This is a genomic window from Promicromonospora sp. NPDC059942, from assembly GCF_042731755.1.
Taxonomy (GTDB): domain Bacteria; phylum Actinomycetota; class Actinomycetes; order Actinomycetales; family Cellulomonadaceae; genus Promicromonospora.
Genome location: NZ_JBHWLR010000010.1, coordinates 188,580 through 207,211 on the forward strand (window position 1 = coordinate 188,580; position 18,632 = coordinate 207,211).

Here is an 18,632-nt window from a genome sequence, read left to right on the forward strand (position 1 = left end):
TGCTCCCTCAGTTGCTCTCGGAGACGATGACCTCGCCCGCGCCGGCCTCGATGTCGAGGCTGAGCACGGCGCCCTCGTCGCCGACTGCGTCGCTGGCGAAGTAGTTGTCGGAGCCGACGCCGCTCGTGGCGCGGTTCTGGTCGTCGACGTTCCACTGGACGACCCCGGCGGCGACGTACGCGTTCGCCTCGACCGCCACGTCCTTCGGCACGATCACGGAGGTCTGGCCCGCGCCGAGCTGGATGGGCACCACGACGGGGTCGCCGGGCTCGACCCCGGACAGGTTGAGCTCCGACAGGTCGATGGTCGGGTCGCCCCACTGCACGTAGAAGCCGTTCTCGGCCTCGCGCAGCGTCTGGACGGCGATCGTGCCCTCGGTGAGGGTGGCGGCGTCCGGGTTGTCGTTCTCGGTGATGATGCCCTCGATGTGCCGACTGCTCACCACGGCGTCGTCGACCCACCGCGGCCCGGCGGTGCCGGCGATGCCGACGTACCCCACCCCGAACACCAGGGCGACGATCGCGAAGAAGCCGAGCCAGCCGCTGGTGCGGCCGCGCAGACCCGAGACGAGGATCGCGATGCCGAGCGCCACCGTCCCGATGCCGAGCCAGGCGGCCAGGAGCGTCGCGCCGTCGAGGTAGCTGCCGCCGCCCAGGCGCTCCGCCGCCAGGAGCAGCGCGCCCGCCAGCAGGATCACGCCGAGCGTGATGCCGACGGCGGCGGCGCCAGGGCCGCGCGACGTCCGCACCCGGGGCGCGGCGTAGACCGGCTGCGGCGGGAGTGCCGCCGTCGGGGCCGGGCGGTACGGCGACTGCAGGGACTGGCCCTGGTGCCGGGGACCGGCGCCGGTCGCGTAGACCAGGCCCTCGGTGCGGCGGTAGTCGACCTGCGGCGCGGGCGTGAACGGGGCGGTGGTGCCGGACTGAGCGCCCGGGGTCGGGGTGCCCGGCGTCGGAGTGCCGACGTGGGTGCCCGGCGTGGGTGCCCCCGGCGTCGGCGTACCGGTCGGCGTGCCCGGCACGTGACCCTGGCTCCGGGCCACCCTGTTGTCCCGCGACCGTTGCACGCCCTGGACGATGAGGTAGAGCACCACCCCGACGACGGCGAGCCAGAAGATGGCGGCGAGCCACTCCCAGCCGCCGTTGTCCCACCAGCCCAGCGGGCCGCCCCAGGCGAACCCGACCAGGAAGACAGCCACCGCACCGAGCATCGCGACGTCGAAGTTGCCGCGCACCGCCTCCTGCAGGTGGATCCGCCCGTCCCGCTCGGGAAGCAGCGCCCAGGCGACGCCATAGGCGACGAGGCCGAGGCCGCCCAGGAAGAAGCTGATGATCAGCAGGCCGCGGACCAGCAGCGGGTCCCAGCCGATGCGCTCGGCGACACCGCCGGCGACGCCGCCCACCCAGCGCTGGTCGGAACGCGGGAACAGGCCGCGGCGGATCGAGGCGAAGAAGCCCGTCTCCGGGTACGGCCGCTGCCCGGGGGCGACGGGTGCAGGGCCGGCGTTCGGGTCGGCGGCTGCGTCAGGTGCGGGGGTGAACGCGGGGTCCACCGGGTCCGGGCCGACAGACCTGGCGTCGGCCGGGCCACCCGGTTCTCTCGTGGCGTCCTCGGGACGCGTCTCGTCGGTGCTCATGACATCCATGCTTGTCGACCGGCGGCCGATGCGGCATCGGGACCTGCCCTGAACCGACCCTGGTTACCCCCGCGCAGGACCCTGAGATCCCGGCTCAGCCATGTTCAGGGGCCAGAGGACATGTGACGATCAGGGTGTGAACCAAAGACTCACCCTCCGCAGACCCGGCAAGGCCGGGCCGGGACACAGCGGCCGCTGGCTGGCCGGCGTGGCCGCCGGCCTGGCCGCGCACACCGGCCTGCCGGTGTGGCTGGTCCGGATCGCGTTCGTCGTGCTCACCGGGTTCGCCGGGGCCGGGGCGGTCGCCTACGTCTTCTGGTGGGTGACGATCCCCGCGGGCGTGCCGACCGTGCCCGTCGCCGCGGTGCCCACCGACCGTGCCCGGCTCGCGCCGCGCCTGACCACCGACGCGGACGCCGACGCCGGCGCGCAGGAACGCAACGCCGCCTCCCTCGCCGAGCGCATGCGCCTGTCCGGGCCGGTCTCCCGGCTCGCGGCACGCGACATCTGGCTCGGCGTGGCCCTGCTGTCCGGCGCGGCGCTGCTCGTCGCGTACCGCGCGGGCTGGGACCCGGTTGCCTCCTGGGTGCTGCCCGCCCTCATCGGCCTCGGCGGCGTGGCCCTGGCCTGGAGCCAGATCGACGCGACCGACCGCGACCGCTGGGTCGGCGGGTCCGGCACCGGCTCGCTCCTGCGCTCGCGGACGGCGCTGCTGCGCCTGGCCGGCGGCGTGGTGCTGACCATGCTCGGCGTGCTGATGCTCGTGGGCCAGGACACGCCCGTGAGCGTGCTGATGCAGGCCACCGTCGCGTCGGTCGCCATGGTGGCGGGTCTCGTGCTCGTGTCGGTGCCCTGGTGGATCCGGCTCGTGCGGCAGCTCGGCGACGAGCGCGCCGCCCGCGCCCGTGAGTCCGAGCGCGCCGACATCGCCGCCCACCTGCACGACTCCGTGCTCCAGACACTCGCGCTGATCCGGGCCCAGGCGAACGACCCCGAGGCCGTCTCCCGCATGGCCCGCGCCCAGGAGCGCGAGCTGCGCGGCTGGCTCTACGACGACCGGCAGGAGCCGGGCACGTCCGTGGCCGCCGAGCTGAAGGACCTGGTCGCGGAGATCGAGGACGCCGTGGCTCCGCTCACCGTGGAGACCGTGGTCGTGGGCGACTGCCCGCCCACCGAGTGCACCGCAGCGCTGCTCCAGGCGGCGCGCGAGGCGATGCTCAACGCGTTCAAGCACGGCAAGCCGCCCGTGTCGGTGTACCTGGAGGTCTCCGACCACGTGGCCGAGGTGTTCGTCCGCGACCGGGGCGACGGGTTCGACCTCGACGAGATCGCGGTCGACCGGTTCGGCGTCCGCGAGTCGATCCTCGGGCGGGTCCGACGGCGTGGCGGCACCGCCGACGTCGTCAGCCGGGAAGGATGGGGCACCGAGGTCCGGCTGCGGATGCCGCTGGAGAAGCCCGCGAACGGCGAACGCCGGCCCGCGAACGGCGACCGGAAGCCGGCCAACGGCGACCGCAAGCCGGCGAACGGCGACCGCAAGCCCGCGAACGGCGAGAAGAAGACCGAGAAGAACGGCAGGGCGCAGGCCGAGACGGCCCCCGACGCCGTGCCCACCACAGCGGAAGGTGCGACGAGATGACAACCCAGGCGACGGCGTCGGGCGGCGGGCTGGTGCCGCTCCCGGTACCGGTGGTGCTCGTGGACGACCACCACCTGTTCCGCACGGGCGTGCGCGCCTCGCTGGACGACCGCGTGACCGTGGTCGGCGAGGCCTCCGACGTCGACACGGCCGTGGCGCAGGTGCACGAGCACCGCCCGCCCGTGGTGCTGCTCGACGTGCACCTGCCCGGCGGCAACGGCGGCGGCGGTGCCGAGGTGGTGCAGCGGTGCGCCGACCTGCTGACCGAGGGCGTGCGGTTCCTGGCGCTGTCCGTGTCCGACGCCGCGGAGGACGTCGTCTCCGTGATCCGGGCAGGCGCCCGCGGTTACGTCACGAAGAACATCGCGCCGTCGGAGCTGTCGTCCGCAGTGGTGCAGGTCGCGGGCGGCGACGCCGTGTTCTCGCCGCGGCTGGCCGGGTTCGTGCTGGACGCGTTCGGCGCGTCCGCCAACGACATCGCCGTGGCCGACGACGAGCTCGACCGCCTCTCGAAGCGCGAGCAGGAGGTCATGCGGCTCATCGCGCGCGGGTACTCGTACCGCGAGGTGGCGAGCGAGCTGTTCATCTCGATCAAGACGGTCGAGACGCACGTCAGCGCGGTGCTGCGGAAGCTGCAGCTCAGCTCCCGCTACGAGCTGACCCGCTGGGCGGTAGCCCGCCGCCTGCTGTAGTCGTTCCGTTGAGTGCTGGGTATTTGCGGGTTGATGGCCTTCGCGCCGACAAATACCCAGCACTCAACGAGCTAGAGGGGCGGCCAGGACGGGGACAGGCGGACCACGTCGCCTATCACGATGATGGCCGGGGGTTTCACGTTCGCCGCCGCTGCGCGGGCCGCGATCGTCGCGAGCGTGCCGATCGTGACGCGCTGGCGGGGGCCGTAGCCATCCTCGACCACGGCGGCCGGGGTGTCTGCCGGGCGGTCGGCGGTGATCAGGGCGGCCGCCGTGTCGGACAGGTGGGTCACGCCCATCAGCAGCACGAGCGTGTGATCGGGGCCGCCGGGTACCTGTGCGGCGCCGTCGTGGCCGGTCAGGACGCTGAAGCCGCGCGCGACGCCGCGGTGGGTCACCGGGATGCCGACGGCCGCCGGCACCGAGACCGCCGACGTCACGCCCGGTACGACCTCGACCTCGACGTCCGCCGCGCGGCACGCCGCGAGCTCCTCGCCGCCGCGGCCGAACACGTACGGGTCGCCGCCCTTGAGGCGGACGACGTCGCGGCCCGCTTGCGCGTGCTGGACCAGCAGCGCGTTGATCTCGTGCTGCGGCACCGGGTGGTTGCCGCTCGTCTTGCCGACGTCGATCACCTCGACCTCGGGCGCGAGCTCGTCGAGCAGCGCGCGCGGACCGAGGCGGTCCACGACGACGACGTCGGCCTGGGCCAGGACCGCGCGGCCACGTGCCGTGATGAGGCCGGTGTCGCCCGGGCCGCCGCCGACGAGCCAGACGCGGCCGGGTGTGACGGCGGCAGACGCGGCGGCACCCGACGTCGTCGATGACGCCGTCGGGCCACCGCCCCGGGGCCGCTGCCGCCGCAGCGGCAGCGCGCCCGACTGGAGCTGGCCCGCCACCGCGTCCCGGATCGCCCGCGCACGTCGCGGATCCCGGCCGGCGGTCACCGCGACGGTCACCTCGGCGCCGTCGGTCAGGGTGGTCCGGGCGACGGCCGGGACCCACGCGCTGCCCACGGACGCGTCGCCCGCGGTGACGCAGAAGATCCGGGCGCGCTCGGCGTCGTCGGCCACCTGTTGGTCCGCCGCGGCGGAACCTGTCGCGGTGTGCGCGAGCCAGGCGCCGTCGAGGTCGCCCGTGCGGTACTCGCGCCGGACCCACTGCACGGTTCCCGGCGCCAGCTCGTCGTCCGAGGACTCCGAAGCGACAGCGATTCCCTGCTCGCCGAGCACGGCGTGCGGCGCGACGAGGCGCACCCGCGCGCCGGCGTCGAGGAGCGAGCGGACCCGGCGCGCTGCCACGGGACCGCCGCCGACCACGACGACGAGCCGCCCGGCGACCTGGAGCCCCAGCGGATAGATCTGGCCGCCGTCGGACTGCGCCGCGCCGGACTGCGCGGCGTCAGTCCGTGCCGCGCCGGACTGTGCGGCCTCAGACATGGAGACCACACTCGTCCTTGTCGCGCCCCGCCCAGCGGCCCGAGCGCGCGTCCTGCCCCGGCAGGGGCCGCGCGGTGCACGGCTCGCAGCCCACGGACGGGTAGCCGTCGGTCAGGAGCGGGTTCACGATCAGCCCGTGCTCGGCGGCGTAGGCGGCGACCTGGTCGTCCGTCCACGCCGCGATCGGGTTGATCTTCACCACGCCGTTGCGCTCGTCCCAGGACACGAGGGGCGCGTTGGCCCGCGCCGCCGTCTCCTCGCGGCGCACGCCGGTGGCCCACGCCTCGTAGCCCTCCAGCGCCTTCTTCATCGGCGCGACCTTGCGCATCGCGCAGCAGGCCTCGGGGTCGGTGTCGTGCAGCCTGGGTCCGTAGGCGGCGTCCTGCTCGGCCACGGTCAGCTCGGGGCGCACGTCCACGACGTTGACGTCCAGCTCGATCTCGACGGCGCCCCGGGTGCCCAGGGTCTCCGCGAAGTGGTAGCCCGTGTCGCCGAACAGCACGTCGACGAACGGGAGCTGCTGCGCCACCAGGTGCGACAGCACGGTGTCCTGCATCGAGGAGGCCACGGCCATCCACGGCCCGAACTCGCGCACGGCCCAGGCGATGACCGCTTCGGCGTCGGCCTCGGGGCTGCCGGTGGAGGCGTGGAGCTGGGCCTGTCCGCGCTCGACGACGGCCCGCAGCTCCTCCGGCGTCCGACGGCGGCGCGTGGCCCGGGCGGCCCGGCGGGCGTCACGGGTGCTCTCGCGGGCGGCGGCGCGGGCACGGACCCGCGCGAGGCGCGGGTTCTCGCCGGCGCCGACCCCGGAGAGCGTCACGGACGACGTCGGCGCCTCGTTGAGGGCCGTCATCGGAGGGCCTCCTCGTCGGCGCGGTGCGCCCACTGGGCGAACGTCTCGTCACCCTCGTGGTCGGCGTCGAACCGGCGCACGACCCGCTCGACGTAGTCGCCGATGCCGTCGGCGGTCACCTTGAGCCCGCGCACGGTGCGCCCGAGGCCGGCGTCGTCCCGCTCCGTCGAGGCCAGGCCGCCGCCCAGGTGCACCTGGAAGCCGGGTACCTGGTTGCCGTCGTCGTCCATGACGAGCTGGCCCTTGAGGCCGATGTCGGCGGTCTGGATCCGCGCGCACGAGTTGGGGCAGCCGTTGACGTGCAGGCTCAGGGGCTTGAGGTTCGACAGGTCCCCGAGGCGCTCCTCGAGCTGCGTGATCGCCGCGGCCGACGTCGCCTTGGTCTCGACGATCGCGAGCTTGCAGTACTCGATGCCCGTGCAGGCGATGGTGTTGCGGCGGAACGGGCTAGGCCGGGCCTGGAGACCCAGCTCGGCGAGGCCGGTGATCAGGGGCTCGACCTGCTCCTGCGCGACGTCGAGGACCAGCAGCTTCTGCTGCGGCGTCAGGCGGACGCGGCTGCTGCCGTGCGTCTCGGCGAGGTCGGCGAGTCGGGCCAGGGTCTCGCCCGAGACCCGGCCGACCGTCGGCGCGGCGCCCACGTAGAACCGGCCGTCGTGCTGCTCGTACACCCCGACGTGGTCGCCGCGCTCGTCCAGCCCCAGCGAGGCGGGCGACGGCGGGGCGACGCCCTCGGGCAGCTCGTAGCCCAGGTACTCGTCCTGGAGCACCTGGCGGAACTTGTCCACGCCCCAGTCGGCGAGGAGGAACTTCAGGCGCGCCTTGTTGCGCAGCCGGCGGTAGCCGTAGTCGCGGAAGATCCGCACCACGCCGTGCCAGACGTCGGGCGCCTGCTCCTCGGTGACGAACACGCCGAGGCGCTCCGCGAGGCGCGGCGCCGTCGACAGCGCGCCGCCCACCCACAGGTCGTAGCCGATGCCGAGCTCGGGGTGGTCCACGGCGACGAACGAGATGTCGTTGATCTCGTGCACGACGTCGAGGCTGGGGTGGCCGGTGATCGCCGACTTGAACTTGCGCGGCAGGTTGGCCAGGGCGGGATCGCCGATGAAGCGCTCCTGGATCTGCTCGATCACGGGCGTCGGGTCGATCAGCTCGTCCTTCGCGACGCCGGCGACCGGGCTGCCGAGGATGACGCGCGGCACGTCGCCGCAGGCCTCCGTGGTGCTCAGCCCCACGGCCTCCAGCCGCCGCCAGATCTCCGGCACCGACTCGACCTCGATCCAGTGCAGCTGCAGGTTCTGCCGGTCGGTGATGTCCGCCGACCCGCGGCCGAACTCCGTGCTGATGCCCGCGATGGTCCGGAGCTGCTCGGTCGTCAGGGCGCCGCCGTCGATGCGCACGCGCAGCATGAAGAACTTGTCCTCGAGCTCGTGCGGCTCCAGCGTGGCGGTCTTGCCGCCGTCGATCCCGGGCTTGCGCTGCGTGTACAGGCCCCACCAGCGGAACCGGCCGTGCAGGTCGTCACCGGGGATCGCGTCGAAGCCCTCCTTGGCGTAGATGCGCTCGATGCGGTCGCGCACCTCCAGCGGGTCGGACTCCTGCTTGAACTCCTCGTTGTGGTTCAGCGGCGCGGTCCCGTCGACCTTCCACTGGCCGTTCGGCCGGGCGGGGCGCTTCGACGTCGTGGGCGTGCGCCGTGCAGGGGTGCGGGTCTCGGGCGGGGTGGGGGCCGTGTTCACCATGTGCGGGGTCCTGTTCGGTGCGGGGCGCGCGGGCGTGGAGCGTGCTGGGGGGAGTGGTGCGCGTCGTGCGGGCACAAGAAGCCGGTTCCCGGGGATGACCAGGGACTCAGCGCTGCGGGCCGGCGGCGCGCGCTGACCTTGCAGGGGCGAGGGGCGCGTCAGGGCTGACAGCTGCGACAGCGGTCGCAGGCACAGGTCGGCATGGCACACATGGGCATCTCGTGACGCCGTGTCACGAGGGAGATGCGCGCTGCCTTGGTCATGGCGAAGACCGTAACCGCGGGTTCGGAAGGGCGGAAGACCATGTCCATATAGTGGATGTCTATCGAGTGCATCAATGTTGCCTATGCATTTCCCTACCAAAACAGTCGGGAACCGCCGAGCGTCGCGATGGGCGAGTGTCATCGGAGGTCAAAGTTCATGTAACGAACCTGTTAACGGCTTTCCACAGGCCGCGGCCGTCGGAATCGGCCGCGTTGCTGCACGGCAGGTTTCACCCTGTGGATGGAACGGGTGAATTCTCGCCGTTCGCCCACCTCGGTCAGGCTATTTCGCCCGATAAACCCGCTTGACGCTCATTTACCCAACTGTCAGGGTCTGGGCACCGGCAAGGCGAGGCATGGCAAATGCGAGCGGACCTGCCATGCGTCGAACCGTGCCAGTGCACGCTGTCGTCGCGGTGGGGGAGTCGTCTGATGCAGGTTCGCGCACGAACGTCCGGTGGCGCCCGAACGGGCACGTCACATCTCGTCCTGGCGGCCCCTCTGGCGGTGCTCCTTGCCGCGAGCGGCGCCATAGGGGCTGGTGCCGCACCGACGACCACGACGGAGCGCGGCGGAGAACGGCCGGCCGTCGTGGCCGACTGCCCCAAGCAGGTCGAGACCCTCGCCCAGGCGACCGAGGTCGCCGTCGAGTGCGGCGGTGAGACCCGGGTGGGCGAGACGCTGTCGGAGTTCACGACAGGCTTCGTCACGGCGTCGGGCAACCTGCGGATGGACTACTCGGCCGGCGCGGTCCGCCAGGACGGTGACGGTGACGGTGTCTGGGCGCCTGTCGACGTGCAGATCCAGGACGCGCCGGAGGGCGCCGGCGAGCTGGCGGGGATGATCCCCGTGACGGGCGGGGTGGAGCCGGTCTGGCTGAACCCGGGCGGCCGGGCGGGTGCCGGTCTGCCGCTGGTCACGCTCGGGGCGCCCGGCGAGCGGGTGAGCATGTTCTCCGCGTCGCTCCCGCCGTCGGACGCCACGACGGGTGTGGTCGACGAGGCCGCTCGCAGCGTCACCTACTCCTTCGGCCAGGGCGTCGACCTGATCGTGTCGGTCAACGAGGACGGCACCACCGCGACGCCGGTCGTGCGGGTCGCCGACCGTGGCGCGCTCGACCATCTCCGCGAGGACCTCCTCGGCGGGGCGGCCGACCTGGGACTCGACTTCACGCTCCGGACCGCCGACGGTCTCGACCTGCGCCGGGCCGCGGACGGGCCCGGGTTCGAGGTCGTCGAACCAGGCGGCATCACCGTGTGGGAGTCGGGCCCCGCGCTCATGTGGGACTCGGCGGGGTCGACGGCCTGGGACCAGCCGGCAGTCGGGACGACGGACCGCCCGGCGTCGTTCTCCGCCGGGATCCTGGCCGGTTCCGACTCCGGCTCGGCCGCTGAGTCAGGGGAGGGCGACGTCCGCCTGGAGAACCCGGTGGCCGGCGACATGGTGGCGACGATGGGCATCGACGTCACCGAGACGCCGTTGGGTGGGCAGGTGACCGTGACGCCCGACGCGGAGATGCTCGCCGACCCGGACCTCGAGATGCCCCTGCTCCTCGACCCGAAGATCGGGTCCCCGACCCCGGCGGGGTGGGCCATGGTGCAGAACTACTCGGCCTGGAAGAACACCCCCCACTGGCGGTTCTCGGGAGACGAGGGTGTCGGCCTGTGCGACCCGGCGGCGAACACCGGGTGCACGCAGCGCAACGTCCAGCGGCTCCTGTGGCGGTTCAGCAACCTGCGCTACGGCACCGACGGGGTCACGCTCGCCGAGCTGGCCGGGACCGACGTCGTCCGGGCGGAGTTCGCGGTCGCGGGCACGCACAGCTTCGACTGCAACGCCCGGTCCGTCGACGTCTACGGCATCGCGGAGAACATCAACTCGTCCACGGTCTGGGACGACATCGGCTGGAACGCGGTGCAGGACCGGTGGACCGGTACCCACCGCGACGGTTGCGCGGGCCGGACGACCCGGGCCGAGTTCGACGTCACGGCGCGCGTCCGGACGGCGGCGAACAGGGACGAGTCCTGGATCACCGTCGGCATGCGTACCGCCTCGGAGACGTCTATGAGCTGGTGGAAGCGGTACACCGGCTCCTCGGGCACCCTGTCGATCCTGTTCGACCGTCCGCCGCTGCCCCCGACCCAGAGCCAGACCCAGATCGTGCCGGCGGACGGGGCCGCCCCGCTCGCCTGCACGGACCTGGCGAACCGGGCGGTGGTGCGCGACGCCACTCCGCAGATCAACGCCCGAGGTTCGGAGCCGGACGGCACCACCGAGGTCAAGATCCGGTTCCGGGTGGAGTCGCAGGCCACCGATCTGCCGATCTGGGACTCGGACTGGTCCGCCCCGGCGGGAGCGAGCACGGTGCGCTCGATCACCGTTCCGGGCAGTGCGGGCCTGGAGTCCGGCCAGACGTATCGCTGGCGGGTCCAGGTGGCCTCCACCGACTCCGTGTCGGGCAGCACGGCGACCACCGCGTGGAGCGACTCACCCCTGTGCTTCTTCACGGTGGACACGTCCGACCCGAACCCGCCCGTGGTGACCAGCTCGAACTATCCCGAGGGGAAGGTCGCCGGCGCGGTGGGCGTCGCCCTGGGGGTGACGTTCTCGGCGAACGGGTCGTCGGACGTGGTGCGATACCGGTACTCCCTGAACTCGCAGACGTACGGGAACGAGCAGGCACCGACGTCCCCGGGTGGCCCGGCGACGATCGGGATCCCGATCACCAGGCCCGGCCTGAACTACGTCGCCGTCTACTCGGAGGACGCCGCCGGTCTGGTCTCCGACCCGACCGTCTACGAGTTCTACGTGGGCTTCGCGTCCACGACCGCGCACTGGCAGTTCAACGACACCGCGTGGTCCGACGGGACGCCGTCGGTCACGGCGGTGAACGGTGACGGGACGTCGACGGCCGGTTCGCTGACCGCCACCGGTGGGGTCACGTGGACCCGCGGCACCGAGCCGCTGGGCATGTGGCCGCCGGACCCGTCGGGCAACCCGGAGGGCCGCGTGCCGGACGGCGCCTGGCTGTTCAACCCCGACCTGGCCGGCAGTGACGACGCCGCGACGTCGGTGAAGCCGGTGGTCAACGGCACCGAGTCGTTCACCGTCTCGGCGTTCCTGCGCCCGGACTCGGTCGCGGAGTCCGGCGTGGCGGTGACCCAGACACCGACCTCGGCGGAGACGGTCGACGGGGACTTCCGGTCCGGCTTCCACCTCGGGTTCTCCACGAGCCAGGGCTGCCCCACCGACGCCGACCCGGCGAACGCGGGGAACGTCGCACCCTGCTGGGCCTTCTGGCAGGCGCGGGACAACGAGCCCAACTCGCCGGACGTGGCCTCCCTGACCCCGGTGCCCGCCGTCGTCGGGCAGTGGACCCACGTGGTCGGCGTCTACGACGCCGCTGACAAGTCGCTGCAGGCGTGGGCCTGCCCGATGTTCGCCTTCCCCGCCGAGCGGCCCGCGTCAGGGGCCGTCGCCAGGTTCGAGACGGACGACGACGGCGACGGGGTGATCGACCCCGACGAGACCTGGGACCCGTGGAACGTGGCAGGACACCTGCGGCTCGGGTCGGGGATGAAGGACGGCAGCCCGGTCCTGCCCTTCCACGGGGCCGTGGACGAGGTCCGCGTCGCCGCGGGGCACATCTACGACGAGGACACGCTGGCCAACATCTGTACCGGGGCAGACGTCCCGTGACCGGCGCGGCAGGAACGGACATGACCGGGTTCCAGGGAACGAACCGGCGAGGGGGCCGAGCAGTGGGGGAGAGCGTGCGGGATCGTGGAGCAGGTCGACGGCGTCAGCACTCGGCGAGGGGGGCGGCCGTGGTGGCCGGCGCCCTGGTGCTGATCCTGGCGGGTCCCGCGGTGGCGCCGGCGGTCGCGGCGGGGGTCGACGCGGCCGAGCGGCAGCGGATGACGCTCGACGAGGCCCGGGAGTACACCGACTCGCTCGGGTTCGAGGCGCCGGACGTGGACCTCGTGGACTCGACCGAGCTGACATCGGACGACGTCCGCGATGCCGCGGACCTGGACCCGATGCCGGGCGACCGGCCGGAGGTGGTCACGGCTCCCGACGGCGGTGCGGTCACGCTCGACCTGCCAGCCGTGGATCAGGACGCGGGCACCCGCTCGGGAGCCCGCCGCGAGGCCGACGACGTGCAGGGCCGGGCCGGCGACCTCGGCGTCGAGCTCCGCCCCACGGGCACCCGGTCGGCGGCCGGGCCGGTCGAGGTCGAGCACCTGACCGGGCCGGTCGTCGAGTCGCTGGGTGCCGCCGGACCGGTGGTCACCCTCCGGGCCGCGGACCTCGTCGCCGAGAAGGGTGCGGCGCCCCGGCGGGACGATGCCTCGACGGCCGCGACGCCGGGACCGGCGTCGGGCGGCCACGTGCGCGTGGGGCTGGACGTCTCCTATCTCGCGGGAGCGGGTGCCGACCTGGTGCACCGGTTGCGGCTGGTCCAGCTGCCGGAGTGCGCGGTGACCTCGCCGGAGGTGGCGGGCTGCAGGGACGCCAGCCCGGTCCCCGGTGCGCATCTGGATCCGCAGACCCTCGAACTGAGCGGTGACGTCGAGATCCCCGGGTCGTCGGCCCGGGCGGCCGAGGACACGCTGGTCCTGGCCGTCACGACGGGGACGGCCGGGTCCGCGGGCGACTGGGGCGCGACGTCGTTGTCGCCGTCGTCGTCCTGGAACGTGTCCACCCAGAGCGGGGCGTTCTCCTGGTCCTACCCGATGCGCACGCCGCCGGTCCCCGGCGGGCTGGCGCCGGAGCTCTCGCTGTCCTACTCCTCCGCGAGCCTGGACGGGCGGGTCGTCTCCGCGAACTCTCAGGCGTCGAAGGTCGGCGACGGGTGGGAGGCGAACCTCTCGGGGTACGTGGAGCGCACGTACGTGCCGTGCTCCGAGGACCAGGGCGCGGTCAAGGAGCAGGCGCCGAACAACGCCACCCGCGACACCGGCGACCTGTGCTGGAAGTCGAACAACGCGACCCTCGTGTTCAACGGGTCCTCGACCGAGCTGGTGCGCGACGGCAGCACGAACACGTGGCGCCCCGAGAACGACGACAACACGAAGGTGGTCCGCGCGACGGGCGGCGCGGGCGGGGGCCAGGACGGCGAGCACTGGGTGGTGACCACCGACGACGGCACGAAGTACACGTTCGGCGGCGGGCTCACGAGCACCGGCACCGCGTCCCTGTCCGTCCAGTACGTGCGCGTGTACGGCAACCACCCCGGCGAACCGTGCCACGCCACGGCGTTCGCGGACTCGTCGTGCCCGCAGATGCCGTACCGGTGGAACCTCGACAAGGTCGAGGACACGTCCGGGAACACGATCTCGTACACCTACGAGCGGGAGACCAACCGGTACGGGCACAACCTGAACTCCCACGGTTCCACCACCGAGTACGTGTCGGGGGCCCGTCTGGCGACGGCGACCTACGGCACGCGGGCCGGCGCCACGACCGCGGCGCCCGCCGAGATCTCCTTCGCGTACGCGGAGCGCTGCCTCCCGACGGCGGACTTCGACTGTGCGGCGAGCAAGCTGAACGCGGCCAACAGCAGCCACTGGCCCGACGTCCCGCAGGACCTGATCTGCACCTCCAGCACCACGTGCCCCCAGACCGCGCCGGCGTTCTACGACCGCAAGCGCCTGACGGACGTCACGACCAACATCCGCGAGGGCGGCACGCTCGTGCCGGTGGACCGGTGGAGCCTCACGCAGTCCTACCCCGACGCGGGGGACGGGCAGAGCCCGGCCCTGTGGCTGCAGTCGATCCGGCACACGGGCCTCGGCGGCGCCGCGGCCGACGTGACGCTGCCGGACGTCCAGTTCCACGGCGCGCAGAAGGACAACCGGGTCGACACGACGGGCGACCTGGGCCCCGCCATGACCCGGTACCGGCTGGACGAGATCCGGTCCGAGTCCGGCGGGATCACCACCATCGCCTACTCGGGACAGGAGTGCTCGACCTCGAACCTGCCGGACAGCCCGCAGAGCAACTCGATGCGGTGCCAGCCGGTGTGGTGGACCCCCGAGGGGGCGGCCGAGCAGGTGATGGAGTACTTCCACCACTACCGCGTCCAGTCGGTCACGCAGGACGGGCGGGTCGCCGGCACGGTGCCCATGGACACCACGTACGAGTACACCGGCGGGCCGGAGTGGCGCTACACCGACAACGAGCTGATCAAGCCCAAGCACCGCACGTGGGGTGAGCTGCGCGGCTACGCGCAGGTGGACGTGTACACCGGCGCCTCCGGCGACGAGGACGCGCCGCGGCTGCACACGGCGTACCGGTACTTCCAGGGCATGCACGGCGACCGGGACGGCGCGGGCGGGACCACGAGCAAGCAGGTGGACGGCATCGACGACCTGGACCAGTACGCCGGGATGGTGCGGGAGGAGATCACCTACGACGGGTCCGACGTCGTCGAACGAACCGTCAGCACACCCTGGCGGTCGGCAGCGACGGCCACCGACCCCGACGACACCTCGAAGAAGGCGTTCCGCACCGGGGTCGCGCGGGCCGACACGGTCACCCCGCTGGCCGCGGGCGGCGCGCTGACCACGTCGACCGAGACGACGTTCGACTCCTACGGGATGCCGGAGACCGTCTCGGAGCACGGCAGCACCGGAGCGACCGGGGACGAGCTCTGCACCAGGACCACCTACGTGCGCAACACGACCGCGAACATCCTGAACACCGCCCAGCGGGTCGAGACGGTCGGCGTGCGGTGCGACCAGACCGCCTCGCTGCCGCAGGACGTGGTCTCGGACGTGCGGTACGCCTACGACTCGGGTGCGGTGGGCACGGCGCCCTCCCGCGGGCTGGTCACCCTGACGCAAGAGGCCGACAAGTACACCTCGGGCGCGCCCGTCTACGTCGACACCTCGAAGGCCCAGTACAACAGCTACGGTCAGCCCACGTCGGCGACCGACGCCCTGGGCAACGTGACGACCACCGACTACGACAACACGGGCGGGCTGACCCGGTCGACCACGTCGACCTCGCCCGACCCGGACGGGACCGGGCCGCTGACGACACACGTGACGACCACCGCCGTCGACCCGCTGTGGGGAGCCCCGACGCGGGCGACGGACCCGAACGGGAAGGTCACGCAGGGGCGGTACGACGCTCTGGGGCGGCTGACCGCCGTGTGGGAGCCCGGCCGGGTGCCCGACCAGAACGACCCCACCTCGAAGTTCACCTACCAGGTGAGCGACTCCGGGCTGAACACCGTGCTGACGGAGACCCTCAACTGGGACGCCTCCGGCTACGTCGCGTCCTCTGCGCTGTACGACGGACTGCTGCGCGAGCGCCAGACGCAGACCCCCTCCGCCAGCGCGACCGTGCTCGGCCGGGTCGTCTCCGACACCCTGTACGACTCGCGTGGCCTGACGACCGTGACGCGGGACGGCTGGTCGACCGCCGGGGCGGCGTCGGCAGCGCTCGTCGTCTCCGCGAAGGCCGTGAACTCTCGCGTCCTGACCGCGTTCGACGGTGCGGGCCGGCCGGTCTCGGAGACGTTCCAGTCGGGTGAGGGCGACCAGACGGACGGCGAGACGGCCTACCTGGACACCTGGACGACCACCACGTCCTACGGCGGCGACCGGGTGAGCGTGGACCCGCCGGCCGGCGGCACGCCCACCACCACCGTCACGGACTCGCGCGGACGGACGTCCGAGCTGTGGCAGTACGAGGGCGGGTCGCCGTCGGGCACGCACCACGTGACCAGCTACGCGTACGACGACGCGGACCGGCTGGTCGGGGTCGCCGACCCGTCGGGCAACGAGTGGTCGTACGGGTACGACCTGCGCGGCCGGCAGACCAGCGCCTCCGACCCGGACAAGGGCGCGAGCTCCACGACGTACGACGCCGCGGGGCAGGTCCTGACCACCACCGACTCGCGGGGCGAGACGCTGGGGTACACCTACGACAACCTGGGGCGGAAGACCAGTCTTCGAGCGGGCGGCGTGACCGGGACCGTCCGGGCGTCGTGGTCGTACGACAAGCTCGCGAGCGGCACAGTGGTGAAGGGCCAGCAGACGGCGACCACCCGGCACCACGACGGCGTCCAGCTCACGACGACGGTCGACGGGTTCACCAACCGGTACCAGCCGACGGCGACCACCGTCTCGATACCGCAGTCGGCCTCGACGCCGGCCGGTCTGGCGGGGCAGTACACCTATCGGTACACCTACACGCAGGACGGCCGGGTCAGGACGCAGAGCGTGCCCGCCGCCGGGGGGATCACGGCCGAGGGGCTGACCACCTACTACTCCGCCACGAACGTGGCGGACGGACTGACGGGTGGGTTCGGCTGGGGCAACTACGTGGTGCGTGCCGACTTCCTCCCCACGGGCGAGACCTCGTCCCTGCGGACCGGGAACACCAAGGCGTACCAGGAGAACTCCTACTACGACCGCGGCACCCGGCGGCTCGAGGGCGTGACGACGACACAGCAGGTCGGCGCGGAGACGGATCCGCTGAACGAGCTGCGTGACGCCGCGTACACGTACGACGACGCGGGCAACGTCCTGTCCGTCGCGGACACCCCTGATCCGGCTCTGGGCAGCCAGCCGTCCGACCGGCAGTGCTTCACCTACGACTGGGCGCGGCGGCTGACGGGTGCGTGGACGCCCACCAGCGGCAACTGCGCCACGGCGCCGTCGGTGGCCGCGCTCGGCGGCGGGGACCCGTACTGGAAGTCGTACGCCTACGACGCCGTGGGGAACCGCACGTCCAGCGCGCTGCACCGGTCGACGGCGGACGGCGGGAACGTCACCTCCGGCTACACCCGTCCGGTCGCGGGTGCGGCGCGGCCGCACGCCGTCACCTCCGTGACGGCAAAGGGGGCGACAGGCGCGGTCCTGGGCACCAGTGCGTTCTCGTACGACCAGGCGGGGAACATGACGGGTCGCGCCGTGGCCGGCCAGAAGGCCCAGGAGCTGTCCTGGGACACGGAGGGCGAGCTCGAGTCCGTGGCCGAGGACACGGACGGCAACGGCTCGGTCTCCGAGGCGGAGCAGGCCGCGGCGGACGAGTACGTGTACACGGCCGACGGCGACCGCCTGCTCCGCGAGCAGGACGGCGACACCACGCTGTACCTGCCGGGGCAGGAGATCACGCTGGACGGGCAGACGGGTCAGGTGCGGGCCAACCGCTACTACTCGTTCGCGGGTCACACCGTGGCGGTCCGGGACGGCTCGACGTATGCCGACGTCTCCAGCATCTTCTCCGACCACCACAACACGGCGACGATCCAGGTCGCGAACACGACGAACCAGATCACCCGCCGGTACACCGACCCGTTCGGCGCGTCACGGGACAGCGCGGCGGGCCTGCCGGACCCCGCCGCGGGCGGCAGCACCGACTGGGTGGGGGACCACGGGTTCCTCGACAAACCGTCCGACACGACAGGGCTGACAGCGGTCGGGGCGCGGTTGTACGACCCGGTGCTGGGGTCGTTCATCTCGGTGGACCCGGTCATGGACCTCGCCGACCCGCAGCAGTGGAACGCGTACGCCTACGCGAACAACAACCCGCTGACGTGGTCCGACCCGACCGGGCTGCTGCTCGGGCCGCTGATCGACGGCGCGTACACGGCGCCCAAGCGGGGGAAGCCCGGATCAGGTGGTTGGCAGGTCGCCCCGAACCGCACCGGGTACACCGGTCGGTGGAACAACGGGGGGTCGTACAAGGGCCCGAACTCGATCGGGGACCGGCCCGTCTACAACGGGCGGGGCGGTTATGCGCCCGGGGCAAAGGCGCGCATCGCGGCTGCTGCGGCGGCGCATCGGCGGCTGGAGCAGCGCCGGATCCAGCAGAAGAAGGCCCAGGAAAGGGCGGCAGCGCAGGCGCGAGAGGCACAGACCCAGAAGCGGGAGCAGAAGAACAGCTGGCTCAAGGACGTCGGCAACTGGGCCTCGGACGCGGCGGATAAGGCGTGGGATGCCTCTGGTGATGCAGCGGAGTATCTGACAGAGAGCAAGGTCGGAAAATCGATCGAGTTTGCCTGCGGGTTCGCGATCGGTGCTGCAGGCGCACTGTGTGGCGCCGTCTACACTGCGGCCTATGCTCGACAAGGAAAGTGGGGCGAGGCTGCGGTGTCGGCAGTGGGGATGATCGGCGGCGGCGCGGCAGGAAAGGTTGTGGCGAAGAGCGTGGTCAAGCGGTTTGCGAACGATCTGCCAGCCAACCCCGCACTGAGTGTGGCACGGTCCATCGATCCCGTGGGTGACGCTCTTGGAGTGACCGACGTCAGACGCCTTTACGGCACGAGCTACGTGACGTCAAACGTGGCCGGAGTTGCCACGTCGGGGGTAATCAGTAGTGGTGGAAACAGCCTGATTGGCGAGAAATAGC

Annotated in this window: 8 protein-coding genes; 4 read left to right on the plus strand and 4 right to left on the minus strand. The window is 72.4% G+C overall.

Going from position 1 to position 18,632, the window contains the following annotated elements:
- Positions 1-7: 7 nt before the first annotated feature.
- Positions 8-1,636 carry a PspC domain-containing protein gene (locus tag ACFV9Q_RS17910; protein WP_377235485.1) on the minus strand — a complete coding sequence of 543 codons (1,629 nt, stop codon included), beginning with the start codon at positions 1,634-1,636 and terminating at the stop codon, positions 8-10.
- 136 nt (positions 1,637-1,772) lie between these two features.
- Here ACFV9Q_RS17910 and ACFV9Q_RS17915 point away from each other — a divergent pair, with 136 nt between their 5' ends.
- Positions 1,773-3,275 (plus strand): PspC domain-containing protein, encoded by a 1,503-nt coding sequence (locus tag ACFV9Q_RS17915; RefSeq protein WP_377235486.1) that lies wholly within the window; start codon positions 1,773-1,775, stop codon positions 3,273-3,275.
- A complete protein-coding gene (locus ACFV9Q_RS17920) occupies positions 3,272-3,967 on the plus strand; it encodes a LuxR C-terminal-related transcriptional regulator (RefSeq protein ID WP_377235487.1) in 696 nt (231 codons plus the stop codon). The genes ACFV9Q_RS17915 and ACFV9Q_RS17920 overlap by 4 nt, the downstream gene beginning before the upstream one ends.
- 71 nt (positions 3,968-4,038) lie before the next feature.
- Here the strand turns inward: ACFV9Q_RS17920 and cobA are convergent, their stop codons facing one another.
- The 3 genes from cobA to ACFV9Q_RS17935 are packed head-to-tail and all read right to left on the minus strand — an operon-like array spanning position 4,039 to position 8,001.
- Positions 4,039-5,406, minus strand: a complete 1,368-nt coding sequence (gene cobA, locus ACFV9Q_RS17925; RefSeq protein WP_377235488.1) for a uroporphyrinogen-III C-methyltransferase — start codon at positions 5,404-5,406, stop codon at positions 4,039-4,041.
- Positions 5,399-6,259: a phosphoadenylyl-sulfate reductase gene (locus tag ACFV9Q_RS17930; protein WP_377235489.1), complete on the minus strand. Its 861-nt coding sequence runs from the start codon at positions 6,257-6,259 to the stop codon at positions 5,399-5,401. Before ACFV9Q_RS17930 ends, cobA begins: the two co-directional genes overlap by 8 nt.
- Positions 6,256-8,001 (minus strand): nitrite/sulfite reductase, encoded by a 1,746-nt coding sequence (locus tag ACFV9Q_RS17935; protein WP_377235490.1) that lies wholly within the window; start codon positions 7,999-8,001, stop codon positions 6,256-6,258. The genes ACFV9Q_RS17930 and ACFV9Q_RS17935 overlap by 4 nt, the downstream gene beginning before the upstream one ends.
- Before the next feature lie 695 nt (positions 8,002-8,696).
- Between ACFV9Q_RS17935 and ACFV9Q_RS17940 the strand changes: the two genes are divergently transcribed.
- A complete protein-coding gene (locus tag ACFV9Q_RS17940; RefSeq protein ID WP_377235491.1) occupies positions 8,697-11,963 on the plus strand; it encodes a LamG-like jellyroll fold domain-containing protein in 3,267 nt (1,088 codons plus the stop codon).
- 128 nt (positions 11,964-12,091) lie between these two features.
- Positions 12,092-18,631, plus strand: coding sequence for an RHS repeat-associated core domain-containing protein (locus tag ACFV9Q_RS17945; RefSeq protein ID WP_377235492.1), 6,540 nt, complete (start codon positions 12,092-12,094; stop codon positions 18,629-18,631).
- The last annotated feature ends 1 nt before the right edge of the window (position 18,632 follow it).

Excerpts from the sequence above, each read along its gene's own strand:
- ACFV9Q_RS17910 (WP_377235485.1), bottom strand. The coding sequence starts at position 1,636 with ATGAGCACCGACGAGACGCGTCCCGAGGACGCCACGAGAGAACCGGGT.
- ACFV9Q_RS17920 (WP_377235487.1), top strand. The coding sequence starts at position 3,272 with ATGACAACCCAGGCGACGGCGTCGGGCGGCGGGCTGGTGCCGCTCCCG.
- cobA (WP_377235488.1), bottom strand. The coding sequence starts at position 5,406 with ATGTCTGAGGCCGCACAGTCCGGCGCGGCACGGACTGACGCCGCGCAG.
- ACFV9Q_RS17930 (WP_377235489.1), bottom strand. The coding sequence starts at position 6,259 with ATGACGGCCCTCAACGAGGCGCCGACGTCGTCCGTGACGCTCTCCGGG.
- ACFV9Q_RS17935 (WP_377235490.1), bottom strand. The coding sequence starts at position 8,001 with ATGGTGAACACGGCCCCCACCCCGCCCGAGACCCGCACCCCTGCACGG.
- ACFV9Q_RS17940 (WP_377235491.1), top strand. The coding sequence starts at position 8,697 with ATGCAGGTTCGCGCACGAACGTCCGGTGGCGCCCGAACGGGCACGTCA.